Below are 12,532 nucleotides of genomic sequence, written 5' to 3'. Positions count from 1 at the left end.
TTTTTTTCCGACTTTCATCATTATGTCAGAACAATCTTCAAAATCTCTTGCAATACTGCTTTCGCTGTTTTCAGTTGGAATGGTACTTACTGTCGATATTTTTATGTTTTCTTTATCATCGCAATCTAAAGCGATTTCTCATTTAAGTTTTGGCGTATTAACGGCACAGTTGATTGCCTTACTCGTATTTTATAAAGGCGAGATTTGTCCGGGGCAACGTGGACGGTTGATAAAGGTAAATTCAGCCTTTGCTTTATATTGGGTCATATGGCTCATTATCAGTCTTTTGCCGAATTATAAGGATATGTTTGAGACTGTAATGAGCGTGTGCGGTTTATCAGTAGTCTATTTTATTTGCAAACAGCCGAAGGAAGAAAAGATCCGTAATAGTTTTTTATTGATGGCAACTTTAGTAACAGGATTGGGGATGTTGAGTTATTTCCTTTCATTGAGTTTGTTACCGTTGCCCTCATTTGCTGCATATAACCCTGCTGCTCTTATTTTAGCCGGTGTGATACTTGCTAATTTAATGCTGGTTATTGCGTGCAGTCGTTTGCAAGGATTTATCGCATTACTGCCTTTGGCAATGATTACATTGCTTGCTGTAAATGCTTTGGTGATTTTTGTTTTCTTACTCATAAACGATTTAGAAAGTGCGGTCGATTTTGAAAGTCTTTTTGCTTATGGGATCTATTTTATTTGTCATTTTATGATTGCCGCAATTTTAGTGTTGCATAGCATTAAAAAATGGGCATTAAGTATTAATAGCTTATTTATTCTGCTATTTATTACGGTCTGCCTACCTTTATGGATGGAGTTTATTTAATGGAACGACAATCTTATGCCGCCTCAATTTTAGTAGTAGGCTGTGTTTTATTCGGTTTAGGTAGTCTGATTGTTAAGTTCGTACCGGTTGGCGGTTATGCAATTGCTTTTTGGCGGTTATTTATTGCTGCGGGAATTTTCTGGTTTTTGATGAAATTAAAAAGCCAGCAGTTTCCTAAAAGTAAAAAAGCGATTTTTTATGCCGCACTTTCCGGTATTTTTCTTGCTTTTGATCTTGCCTTTTGGCACGAAAGTATTTATGCAGTAGGACCGGGCATTTCAACACTACTGAATAGCTTACAAATTTTTTGTCTTGCCACGATAGGATTTGTGTTCTTTTCAGAACGACAAAGTAAATTACAGTTATTAAGCTTGCTTCTTGCTGTGGTGGGCGTAGGCTTAATTGCCGGTGAGGAATTGCAACACAATATTGATGGCATTTACGGCATTGTGATTGGTTTTGCCTCAGCTGTAATGTTGGCGGGCTCAATGGTAATGATAAAAAATGTCCACCAAGAAGAACCCACCGCTTTATTTCCTTTAATGCTAATTATTAGCTTGAGCGGTGCGGTGGTTTTGATTGTTCCTTCGTTAATCTTTAACCCAATGAGTCTTTACCCGACAACTTGGGCTGATTGGGGATTGATTGTGATTTATGGTGCGGTGATGCAATGTGTCGCTTGGGGAATGATAGCTTATGCCATTCCCTTGCTCTCTTTGGGATTAACAGGGTTATTGTTGTTGACTGAGCCTGTAGCGGCATTGCTGATTGATTATTTTTATTTGCATAAAGCTATCAACACTTGGCAATGGCTGGGGGCGGCTTTAACCTTGTTTGCTATTTATTTAGGTTCTGTTAAACGATAAAAAGTGCGGTTAATTTTTGGGGAATTATGTCGCTGTTGCGCAAGGTATTATTTTAATGAGGGTAGAGATACTATAATTGGCATTCACTGATAAGAATTGCAACAATATCAATGAGATAAAATTATAGGACGCCGGTATAGCGTCCTTACGCATCATATTATTTCATCTCACCAAACACGATATCGGCTACCGCTAAAGTGCGGTCAATATCTTCATCGGAATGAGCGAGGGACATAAAACCTGCCTCAAAAGCACTTGGAGCGAGATACACACCCTTTTCCAGCATTTTATGGAAGAATAGATTGAAGGCTTGTACATCACATTTCATCACATCTTGGTAGGTTTCCACTTTTTCCTGTTCGGTGAAGAATATCCCGAACATTCCACCTACATATTGTACGCACAACGGAATATCGTGTTTTTTTGCGAGGGATTTAAGGCCTTCGGCAAGCTTGGCGGTTTTGGCTGATAATTGTTGTTCGTTACCGGCTTGTTTGAGTTCGGTTAAACAGGCGATACCGGCTGCCATTGCGATAGGGTTGCCTGAAAGCGTTCCGGCTTGGTAAACCGGACCGGTCGGAGCAAGGTATTCCATCACGGATTTTTTTCCGCCCACCGCTCCCACAGGCATACCGCCTCCGATCACTTTGCCAAGGGTTGTCAGATCCGGAGTAACGCCATAATAAGACTGTGCGCCTGCAAGGGCTACACGGAAACCTGTCATAACTTCATCAATAATAAAAAGTGCACCGTATTGATCGCAAAGTTCACGCAATCCTTGCAAAAAGCCTTCTTTAGGCGGAATGCAGTTCATATTACCGGCAACGGGTTCGATGATCACACAGGCGATGTCATTCGGAAACTGTTCAAACAAGGCTTTGACGGAATCTAAATTATTGTATTCTGCGGTAAGGGTGTGTTTGGCAAAATCTTCCGGTACACCCGGAGAGCTAGGTTGCCCAAGGGTTAATGCTCCGGAACCGGCTTTTACTAAAAGTGAATCCGAATGTCCGTGGTAACAGCCTTCAAATTTGAGGATTTTATCCCGTTGGGTATAACCTCTTGCCAAACGAATTGCCGTCATTGTCGCTTCCGTGCCGGAACTTACCATTCGCACCATTTCAATGGAAGGAACAAGCTCGCATACAAGTTCTGCGAGCTCAATTTCTAATGGAGTAGGTGCACCGAAACTTAAACCGTTTTCTGCGGTTTTAAGTACGGCGTTTAGAATAGCCGGGTGATTGTGTCCTAGAATCATTGGCCCCCAAGAGCCGACATAATCAATGTACTTTTTGTTATCGGCATCATAGATATAAGCACCTTGTGCTTTTTGAATGAAAACAGGCGTGCCGCCTACACCTTTGAAAGCGCGAACCGGAGAGTTTACACCACCGGGGATAATTTCTTGAGCACGGGAAAAAAGTGCGGTTGAATTTGTCATTGTTTTTCCTTAAGTGTAAAAAATGCGGTTATTGTACTGAAAAATGCAGGCTTTGTTAAAAATATCTTTCTTGCTAAATTTTCCTTATGCTATGCTTTGCAAAAAAGTTGAAGGTCAACATATGTTATTAAGTCTTATTGTTACTTTTCTAGGCGCATTTCTCACATTGATTGTTATGCGCCCGATTGCAAACCGAATCGGTTTGGTGGATAAACCGAATTATCGTAAACGTCATTCAGGGGCGATACCTCTTATTGGAGGCGTATCGCTTTTTATGGGAAATTTTTGCTATTACCTAATGGAATGGGATCAACTTCGTCTTCCTTATTTATATTTGTTTAGTATTTTCGTATTACTTGCTATCGGTATTTTGGATGATCGTTTTGATATCAGCCCGTTTTTACGTGCGGGGATTCAAGCGGTATTGGCGATTTTGATGATCGATCTGGGAAACGTTTATCTTGATCATTTAGGGCAAATTCTGGGGCCGTTTCAATTAACATTAGGATCGATCGGTTTGATCATCACCGTATTTGCAACTATTGCGATTATTAACGCCTTCAATATGATTGATGGAATCGATGGGCTGCTGGGCGGCTTATCCTGCGTCTCTTTTGCTGCAATTGGTCTTTTGATGTTTCGTGACGGCCAAATGGATATGGCGTATTGGAGTTTCGCATTGATTGCCGCAATGTTGCCTTATTTAATGTTGAATTTGGGGATTCCGTTCGGACCGAAATATAAAGTATTTATGGGGGATGCAGGTAGTACGTTGATTGGTTTTACCATTATTTGGATTTTGTTACTGAGTACACAAGGGAAAGGGCATCCTATGAACCCTGTGACTGCACTTTGGATTATTGCAATCCCTTTGATTGATATGGTGGCGATTATTTATCGCCGTTTACGTAAAGGTAAAAGTCCGTTCCGTCCGGATCGTTTGCATGTTCATCACCTAATGGTGCGTGCGGGTTTGACTTCTCGTCAGGCGTTTGTTTTGATCACTTTTGTTTCAGCCGTTTGTGCGATGATTGGTATTCTCGGTGAGGTTTATTATGTAAATGAATGGGCGATGTTTATTGGGTTCTTCATTCTTTTCTTCCTTTATGTTTATTCTATTACAAGAGCGTGGCGAATTACTCGTTGGGTAAGGCGTGTAAGAAGAAGAGCAAAACGCACAAAGTGATAAAAGGTAGTGAAAAGGGGGAATAAGGTTCTCCTTTTTCTTTTTATCAAATCTAGAATATTTATAAAATCTATACAAATTGAGCAAAAAATTATCTCTTAAAAAAAAATTACAAAAAAGTGCTAGACAAGATATTTTGAAATCATTAATATACGCCCCGCAACGACGCAGCAACGCGTTCGTAGCTCAGTTGGATAGAGCGTTGGCCTCCGGAGCCAAAGGTCGCAAGTTCGAATCTTGTCGAGCGCGCCAGGTCAGTGCAAAATGAAAACGAAATTTATGGTGGCTATAGCTCAGTTGGTAGAGCCCTGGATTGTGATTCCAGTTGTCGTGGGTTCGAATCCCATTAGCCACCCCATCTTTTGTGATGTTATATCGGCGAGTAGCGCAGCTTGGTAGCGCAACTGGTTTGGGACCAGTGGGTCGTAGGTTCAAATCCTATCTCGCCGACCAATTTTTTGCTCTTTAACAATGTATCAGACAATCTGTGTGGGCACTTGTTGATTGACTTGTTTAAAATAAATTTTAATTTTGAAGTCTTAATAAGTGCTTAACTTGAGATTCATTTTTACTTTACTTTTAAAGGTAAATAATTTTTAGTCAGTATTTATTGAGCGATTGAACTTTTGAATTGAAGAGTTTGATCATGGCTCAGATTGAACGCTGGCGGCAGGCTTAACACATGCAAGTCGAACGGTATCGGAAGAGAGCTTGCTTTTTTTCGAGAGAGTGGCGGACGGGTGAGTAATGCTTGGGAATCTGGCCTATGGAGGGGGATAACTACTGGAAACGGTAGCTAATACCGCATAATATCGGGAGATAAAAGGGGGCGTAAAGCTCTTGCCATGGGATGAGCCCAAGTGGGATTAGGTAGTTGGTGGGGTAAAGGCCTACCAAGCCGTCGATCTCTAGCTGGTCTGAGAGGATGGCCAGCCACACCGGGACTGAGACACGGCCCGGACTCCTACGGGAGGCAGCAGTGGGGAATATTGCGCAATGGGGGGAACCCTGACGCAGCCATGCCGCGTGAATGAAGAAGGCCTTCGGGTTGTAAAGTTCTTTCGGTGATGAGGAAGGTAATGAGGTTAATACCCTTATTAATTGACGTTATTCACAGAAGAAGCACCGGCTAACTCCGTGCCAGCAGCCGCGGTAATACGGGGGGTGCGAGCGTTAATCGGAATAACTGGGCGTAAAGGGCACGCAGGCGGCTATTTAAGTGAGGTGTGAAATCCCCGGGCTTAACCTGGGAATTGCATTTCATACTGGGTAGCTAGAGTACTTTAGGGAGGGGTAGAATTCCACGTGTAGCGGTGAAATGCGTAGAGATGTGGAGGAATACCGAAGGCGAAGGCAGCCCCTTGGGGATGTACTGACGCTCATGTGCGAAAGCGTGGGGAGCAAACAGGATTAGATACCCTGGTAGTCCACGCTGTAAACGCTGTCGATTTGGGGGTTGGGGTTTAACTCTGGCGCCCGTAGCTAACGTGATAAATCGACCGCCTGGGGAGTACGGCCGCAAGGTTAAAACTCAAATGAATTGACGGGGGCCCGCACAAGCGGTGGAGCATGTGGTTTAATTCGATGCAACGCGAAGAACCTTACCTACTCTTGACATCCTCAGAATCCGATAGAGATATTGGAGTGCCTTAGGGAACTGAGAGACAGGTGCTGCATGGCTGTCGTCAGCTCGTGTTGTGAAATGTTGGGTTAAGTCCCGCAACGAGCGCAACCCTTATCCTTTGTTGCCAGCGTTTTGGACGGGAACTCAAAGGAGACTGCCGGTGATAAACCGGAGGAAGGTGGGGATGACGTCAAGTCATCATGGCCCTTACGAGTAGGGCTACACACGTGCTACAATGGCGTATACAGAGGGAAGCGAAGCAGCGATGCGGAGCGAATCTCAGAAAGTACGTCTAAGTCCGGATTGGAGTCTGCAACTCGACTCCATGAAGTCGGAATCGCTAGTAATCGCAAATCAGAATGTTGCGGTGAATACGTTCCCGGGCCTTGTACACACCGCCCGTCACACCATGGGAGTGGGTTGTACCAGAAGTAGATAGCTTAACCGCGAGGGGGGCGTTTACCACGGTATGATTCATGACTGGGGTGAAGTCGTAACAAGGTAACCGTAGGGGAACCTGCGGTTGGATCACCTCCTTAGTTAGAGACGAGCGATAACAAGTGTTCACACAGATTGGCTGATAGATTGTAGACAAGAGAGCACAGAAAATCGCATTACCCTTGGGTCTGTAGCTCAGGTGGTTAGAGCGCACCCCTGATAAGGGTGAGGTCGGTGGTTCAAGTCCACTCAGACCCACCACTCTGAGAGTGAGTGAAAAGGTGTAATGGAAAAGGTTCATAAGCGGGTGTGGTATCTCTACACCGTTATGAGCAAATGATGAAAGGGGATATAGCTCAGCTGGGAGAGCGCCTGCCTTGCACGCAGGAGGTCAGCGGTTCGATCCCGCTTATCTCCACCACTTATCATCGTTAAGTAAATTGTTTTGCTGGAAATCCGAAAGAAAAGAGAGCAAGGATAATAAGGATAAAGAGAAAAATAAGTAGGCGATACAGGTTTTTACCTAAGTTTATCTTATCCTGTCTTATATTTATTATCTTTCCTTTAAGTTTATTTAACGATGATAACTGAAAAAGATTATCTGACTGTTCTTTAACAAATTGGAAACAAGCTGAAAACTGAGAGATTTTTTTAAGTCTGCGAAAGCGGATAGAAGAAAGTCTGAGTAATAAAAATCTTGATTGAACAAAAGCAATCGAGTGTTTAGTTAGATTAAATAACAGCTAAAGTGTTTGGTATTGAAAGCACTTGAGGTTGTATAGTTAAGTGACTAAGCGTACAAGGTGGATGCCTTGGCAATCAGAGGCGAAGAAGGACGTGCAAATCTGCGAAAAGCTTGGGTGAGTTGATAAGAAGCGTTTAACCCGAGATATCCGAATGGGGAAACCCAGTAGATGAAGAATCTACTATTGCTTAATGAATCTATAGTTAAGCAAGGCAAACCGGGAGAACTGAAACATCTAAGTACCCCGAGGAAAAGAAATCAACCGAGATTCCGTGAGTAGCGGCGAGCGAAAGCGGAGTAGCCGTCAGTGATAGCAGTGTATTAAGAAGAATCGACTGGGAAGTTGAACGAAACAGGGTGATAGTCCCGTATTCGAATGGTGCATTGTGGTACTAGGCTGACAATAAGTAGGGCGGGACACGTGATATCCTGTCTGAAGAAGGGGGGACCATCCTCCAAGGCTAAATACTCCTGATTGACCGATAGTGAACCAGTACTGTGAAGGAAAGGCGAAAAGAACCCCGGCGAGGGGAGTGAAATAGAACCTGAAACCTTGTACGTACAAGCAGTGGGAGCCTGAAAGGGTGACTGCGTACCTTTTGTATAATGGGTCAGCGACTTATATTTTGTAGCGAGGTTAACCGCATAGGGGAGCCGAAGGGAAACCGAGTCTTAACTGGGCGTTTTAGTTGCAAGGTATAGACCCGAAACCCGGTGATCTAGCCATGGGCAGGTTGAAGGTTGGGTAACACTAACTGGAGGACCGAACCGACTAATGTTGAAAAATTAGCGGATGACTTGTGGCTGGGGGTGAAAGGCCAATCAAACCGGGAGATAGCTGGTTCTCCCCGAAATCTATTTAGGTAGAGCCTTGAGCGGACACCTTCGGGGGTAGAGCACTGTTTCGGCTAGGGGGCCATCCCGGCTTACCAACCCGATGCAAACTACGAATACCGAAGAGTGATACTCAGGAGACACACGGCGGGTGCTAACGTCCGTCGTGGAGAGGGAAACAACCCAGACCGCCAGCTAAGGTCCCAAAGTTTATATTAAGTGGGAAACGAAGTGGGAAGGCTTAGACAGCTAGGATGTTGGCTTAGAAGCAGCCATCATTTAAAGAAAGCGTAATAGCTCACTAGTCGAGTCGGCCTGCGCGGAAGATGTAACGGGGCTCAAATATAGCACCGAAGCTGCGGCATCAGGATTAATTCTGTTGGGTAGGGGAGCGTTGTGTAAGCGGATGAAGGTGAATCGAGAGGTTTGCTGGACGTATCACAAGTGCGAATGCTGACATAAGTAACGATAAAACGGGTGAAAAACCCGTTCGCCGGAAGACCAAGGTTTCCTGTCCAACGTTAATCGGGGCAGGGTGAGTCGGCCCCTAAGGCGAGGCTGAAAAGCGTAGTCGATGGGAAACGGGTTAATATTCCCGTACTTGGTAAAGCTGCGATGTGGGGACGGAGCAGGTTAGGCAAGCAGGCTGTTGGATATGCCTGTTTAAGCGTATAGGTGGGTGTTTTAGGCAAATCCGGAACACCATAACACTGAGGCGTGATGACGATTGTCTACGGACAAGAAGTTGCCGATACCACACTTCCAGGAAAAGCCACTAAGCTTCAGGCTTTACTAAACCGTACTGAAAACCGACACAGGTGGTCAGGTAGAGAATACTCAGGCGCTTGAGAGAACTCGGGTGAAGGAACTAGGCAAAATAGCACCGTAACTTCGGGAGAAGGTGCGCCGGCGTAGCTTGTAGTGATTAACTCACGAAGGGTGAACCGGTCGAAGATACCAGCTGGCTGCAACTGTTTATTAAAAACACAGCACTCTGCAAACACGAAAGTGGACGTATAGGGTGTGATGCCTGCCCGGTGCTGGAAGGTTAATTGATGGTGTAATCGTTTGAGAAGCACCTGATCGAAGCCCCAGTAAACGGCGGCCGTAACTATAACGGTCCTAAGGTAGCGAAATTCCTTGTCGGGTAAGTTCCGACCTGCACGAATGGCATAATGATGGCCAGGCTGTCTCCACCCGAGACTCAGTGAAATTGAAATCGCCGTGAAGATGCGGTGTACCCGCGGCTAGACGGAAAGACCCCGTGAACCTTTACTATAGCTTGACACTGAACCTTGAATTTTGATGTGTAGGATAGGTGGGAGGCTTTGAAGCGGTAACGCCAGTTATCGTGGAGCCATCCTTGAAATACCACCCTTTAACGTTTGATGTTCTAACGAAGTGCCTGTAACGGGTACTCGGACAGTGTCTGGTGGGTAGTTTGACTGGGGCGGTCTCCTCCCAAAGAGTAACGGAGGAGCACGAAGGTTTGCTAATGACGGTCGGACATCGTCAGGTTAGTGCAATGGTATAAGCAAGCTTAACTGCGAGACGGACAAGTCGAGCAGGTACGAAAGTAGGTCATAGTGATCCGGTGGTTCTGCATGGAAGGGCCATCGCTCAACGGATAAAAGGTACTCCGGGGATAACAGGCTGATACCGCCCAAGAGTTCATATCGACGGCGGTGTTTGGCACCTCGATGTCGGCTCATCACATCCTGGGGCTGAAGTAGGTCCCAAGGGTATGGCTGTTCGCCATTTAAAGTGGTACGCGAGCTGGGTTTAGAACGTCGTGAGACAGTTCGGTCCCTATCTGCCGTGGGCGTAGGAGAATTGAGAGGGGCTGCTCCTAGTACGAGAGGACCGGAGTGGACGCACCACTGGTGTTTCGGTTGTATCGCCAGATGCATTGCCGAGTAGCTAAGTGCGGAAGAGATAAGTGCTGAAAGCATCTAAGCACGAAACTTGCCTTAAGATGAGTTCTCCCACTCTATAAGAGAGTAAGGGTTGTTTAAGACTAAGACGTAGATAGGTGGGGTGTGTAAGTATTGTGAGATATTGAGCTAACCCATACTAATTGCCCGAGAGGCTTAACTATACAACGCTCAAGTGTTTTTGAAGCGAACTGACTGAATGAGAAAGATAAGAGAGATTTTGGAGAAGATTTTTCGGCTTGTGACCAATTGTTTAAAGAGAAAGAAGCAGTTATCGAAGGATTATCCCGGCGGCGATAGTGCGGAGGTTCCACCTGACCCCATACCGAACTCAGAAGTGAAAAGCCGTAATGCCGATGGTAGTGTGGGGTTTCCCCATGTGAGAGTAGGGCACCGCCGGGTTCAAACATATCAAGCCCCTTGGACTGGTAGAGTTCAAGGGGTTTTGTTATTTCACGACTAAATTTTGGCTTACTTACTTTTGCAGGTTTTTTGAGTTACTGACTGAGAGTGAAAATGAACGTTGAAGGTATAGTAAACAAAAGTATTGTTTCTTATTATTTTTTAATAATCACCAACTCTTTTTATTAAGAAAATCGTTTATAAACATTATCTTATGTCGCTTTGTTAAACCTTGATGAGTGCTCAGTTTTTATTTGAGTTCTTTAAATAACCCTTCTAATCTATTTATCGCCTTTTCTATATTTAATTCAGGATATTTTTCAAAAGTAAATAATGTAGTTTGAACAAAAGGATAGCGTTTACTATCCTTTTATCGTTTTAAAAGTGGCATTATTGTATGTTTTTTAGTCTTATACAGCTGCTACATAATACCGAAAATATCAATCATTTTGTCTGCTATGACTTTAATTTAATTCACTATAAGGTTTGATGAGCAAGTCTTAATCTTTTGAAACAGCAATAGTATTTTTTATGTGCTTAAGATTTGCTACGATAACAAAGGTCATCATCACTAATAAAGACCAAGCACTCCATTTACTGATATGCACCATCGACCAAGCACCGATTTGATTCGGGTATTGCCAAATGCCTGCTATCGTTCCTAAATTTTCAGCCAACCAAATGAAAAAACCGATCAAGAAAAAAGCAAGTAATAAAGGCATTTTCCTGCGAGTATAGTAAGGAACAAAAGAGACGCTGGTACGTGCATAAAGACCGAGTGCGAAAGCGGCAATATACCAACGATAATCACCGATATAGTGATGGGTAAAGAAATTAATATAGATAAGGGTTGCCGTTAGTGTAGCAAGCCAATAAGGAGGGTGGCTGTGTATTTTAATATCAAACAATCGCCAAGCTTGAATAATATAGCTTCCGACAGCCGCATACATAAAACCGGTGAATAGAGGTACATTGAGAATTTTAGTATAGGCAAAATCAGGATATGCCCAAGATTTTATTGCAGCTGATGTTTTAAATATTTCTAATAGAAAACCGATTAGATGAAAAAGCGTGATAGATTTGATTTCATTTAAAGTTTCCAGTTTGAAATAAAACATTAAAGCTTGTACTAAAACTGCAAAAATGAGTAGAACATCATAGCGTGGTATACCGAAAATACCGGCTTTCGGAACACAAAACATCGCAATGAAAAATAACCCTGCGAATAAACAAGCTCTTGCTTCTTTAATACCGAAAAAAAGAAATTCAAGCATATAGCCTAGTGATTTTGATCCTTTCCATTTAGGCGGGTAGATCAAGAACCGGTCAATTTTATTTAATATTTGCATTAAGTTTTTTCCTTACTATCGGTTTATTCTACCAAGATAAAGCCATATTTGGGAGCTTAACCTATTGATAGAAAATCAATAAAATTGACCGCACTTTTTATTGTGTTTTTTGCTAAATACAATAATCCAAATCTATGGGGATTTTTGCTTGTAATAAAAACTGTTTGGTACGTTCTTTTTGAGGATTGGTAAAAAATTGTTCTGCGCTGTTTTGTTCTACAATATTGCCATCCGCCATCAAAATTACACGATCCGCCACCTCTTTGGCAAAATTCAATTCATGGGTAACGATAATCATCGTCCAACCTTCTTGTGCGAGCAATTTGAGTGCTTGTAGAACTTCTCCTACTAATTCCGGATCAAGTGCCGAAGTAGGTTCATCCAACAAAATTAAATCGGGTTGAACCGCAAGCGCACGCGCAATGCCTATGCGTTGCTGTTGACCACCTGAGAGTTGAGACGGAAATAATTCCGCTTTGGTTTTTAGCCCGACTTTTTCTAATAGTGTGAGACTCTTTTCACGAGCTTGCGCTTTAGGTTGTTTTTGCACTGTCACCATTCCTTCCATCACATTTTCAAGGGCGGTACGGTGGGGAAATAAATTATATTGTTGGAAAACCATAGAAGAACGGCGGCGTAATTTAAGTTCACTGGTTTTAGTGATTTTCTTACTAAAATCAATGTGTAAACTCCCATCGGTAAATTCCAATATGCCTTGTTCAGGTCGTTCTAATAGATTTAAACAACGTAAAAAGGTCGTTTTTCCTGAACCGGAAGGACCTAAAATTGCGACAACTTCTCCTTTATTGATTTCAAAATCAATCCCTTTCAGTATCTGATTTCCGCTGAAATTCTTATGAATATTAGTCACTTTTAACATAGACGAT

General features: G+C 43.3%; 6 protein-coding genes, 5 tRNA genes, 3 rRNA genes and 1 pseudogene. 11 read left to right on the top strand and 4 right to left on the bottom strand.

Annotated elements, in window-relative coordinates:
• Positions 1-22: 22 nt before the first annotated feature.
• Positions 23-826: a hypothetical protein gene (locus HEMROJRC1_RS02260; protein WP_226691429.1), complete on the top strand. Its 804-nt coding sequence runs from the start codon at positions 23-25 to the stop codon at positions 824-826.
• Positions 826-1,692 (top strand): DMT family transporter, encoded by an 867-nt coding sequence (locus HEMROJRC1_RS02255; RefSeq protein ID WP_226691428.1) that lies wholly within the window; start codon positions 826-828, stop codon positions 1,690-1,692. Before HEMROJRC1_RS02260 ends, HEMROJRC1_RS02255 begins: the two co-directional genes overlap by 1 nt.
• A gap of 157 nt (positions 1,693-1,849) precedes the next feature.
• On the opposite strand, the gene hemL is transcribed toward HEMROJRC1_RS02255, so the two are convergent.
• Entirely contained in the window at positions 1,850-3,133 is a 1,284-nt protein-coding gene (hemL, locus tag HEMROJRC1_RS02250) for a glutamate-1-semialdehyde 2,1-aminomutase (RefSeq protein ID WP_226691427.1), read from the bottom strand.
• A 121-nt stretch (positions 3,134-3,254) separates the two neighbouring features.
• Between hemL and wecA the strand changes: the two genes are divergently transcribed.
• The 9 genes from wecA to rrf all read left to right on the top strand — a co-directional run bounded on the left by wecA (position 3,255) and on the right by rrf (position 10,296).
• On the top strand, positions 3,255-4,319 hold the full coding sequence (gene wecA, locus HEMROJRC1_RS02245; protein ID WP_226691426.1) for a UDP-N-acetylglucosamine--undecaprenyl-phosphate N-acetylglucosaminephosphotransferase: 1,065 nt from the start codon (positions 3,255-3,257) through the stop codon (positions 4,317-4,319).
• Between the two features lie 175 nt (positions 4,320-4,494).
• Positions 4,495-4,571, top strand: a tRNA-Arg gene (locus HEMROJRC1_RS02240).
• A 30-nt stretch (positions 4,572-4,601) separates the two neighbouring features.
• Positions 4,602-4,677 (top strand) — tRNA-His (locus HEMROJRC1_RS02235).
• An 18-nt stretch (positions 4,678-4,695) separates the two neighbouring features.
• Positions 4,696-4,772, top strand: a tRNA-Pro gene (locus HEMROJRC1_RS02230).
• A gap of 175 nt (positions 4,773-4,947) precedes the next feature.
• Positions 4,948-6,482 (top strand): 16S ribosomal RNA (locus tag HEMROJRC1_RS02225).
• An 83-nt stretch (positions 6,483-6,565) separates the two neighbouring features.
• Positions 6,566-6,642: transfer RNA gene (locus tag HEMROJRC1_RS02220), tRNA-Ile, on the top strand.
• Between the two features lie 84 nt (positions 6,643-6,726).
• Positions 6,727-6,802: transfer RNA gene (locus tag HEMROJRC1_RS02215), tRNA-Ala, on the top strand.
• 359 nt (positions 6,803-7,161) lie between these two features.
• Positions 7,162-10,058, top strand: a 23S ribosomal RNA gene (locus HEMROJRC1_RS02210).
• A 122-nt stretch (positions 10,059-10,180) separates the two neighbouring features.
• Positions 10,181-10,296 (top strand): 5S ribosomal RNA (gene rrf / locus HEMROJRC1_RS02205).
• The 16S, 23S and 5S rRNA genes sit together here with 5 tRNA genes alongside, the layout of an rRNA operon.
• Before the next feature lie 169 nt (positions 10,297-10,465).
• Here the strand turns inward: rrf and HEMROJRC1_RS02200 are convergent.
• The 3 genes and pseudogenes from HEMROJRC1_RS02200 to HEMROJRC1_RS02190 form a co-directional block, all read right to left on the bottom strand.
• Positions 10,466-10,630, bottom strand: a pseudogene (locus HEMROJRC1_RS02200) (transposase); the annotation flags it as partial.
• Between the two features lie 166 nt (positions 10,631-10,796).
• Positions 10,797-11,639 carry a DUF817 domain-containing protein gene (locus tag HEMROJRC1_RS02195; protein WP_226692911.1) on the bottom strand — a complete coding sequence of 281 codons (843 nt, stop codon included), beginning with the start codon at positions 11,637-11,639 and terminating at the stop codon, positions 10,797-10,799.
• 118 nt (positions 11,640-11,757) lie between these two features.
• On the bottom strand, positions 11,758-12,525 hold the full coding sequence (locus HEMROJRC1_RS02190; RefSeq protein ID WP_226691425.1) for an amino acid ABC transporter ATP-binding protein: 768 nt from the start codon (positions 12,523-12,525) through the stop codon (positions 11,758-11,760).
• Between the last annotated feature and the right edge of the window lie 7 nt (positions 12,526-12,532).

Origin of the sequence: Rodentibacter sp. JRC1, assembly GCF_020521555.1 — a bacterium.
Lineage (GTDB): Bacteria > Pseudomonadota > Gammaproteobacteria > Enterobacterales > Pasteurellaceae > Rodentibacter > Rodentibacter abscessus.
Note: the sequence above shows the minus strand (reverse complement) of the source record. Positions and strands in the feature narration are given on the sequence as shown.

Coding starts and splice junctions, on each gene's coding strand:
- HEMROJRC1_RS02255 (WP_226691428.1), top strand. CDS start 826: ATGGAACGACAATCTTATGCCGCCTCAATTTTAGTAGTAGGCTGTGTT.
- HEMROJRC1_RS02260 (WP_226691429.1), top strand. CDS start 23: ATGTCAGAACAATCTTCAAAATCTCTTGCAATACTGCTTTCGCTGTTT.
- HEMROJRC1_RS02190 (WP_226691425.1), bottom strand. CDS start 12,525: ATGTTAAAAGTGACTAATATTCATAAGAATTTCAGCGGAAATCAGATA.
- wecA (WP_226691426.1), top strand. CDS start 3,255: ATGTTATTAAGTCTTATTGTTACTTTTCTAGGCGCATTTCTCACATTG.
- hemL (WP_226691427.1), bottom strand. CDS start 3,133: ATGACAAATTCAACCGCACTTTTTTCCCGTGCTCAAGAAATTATCCCC.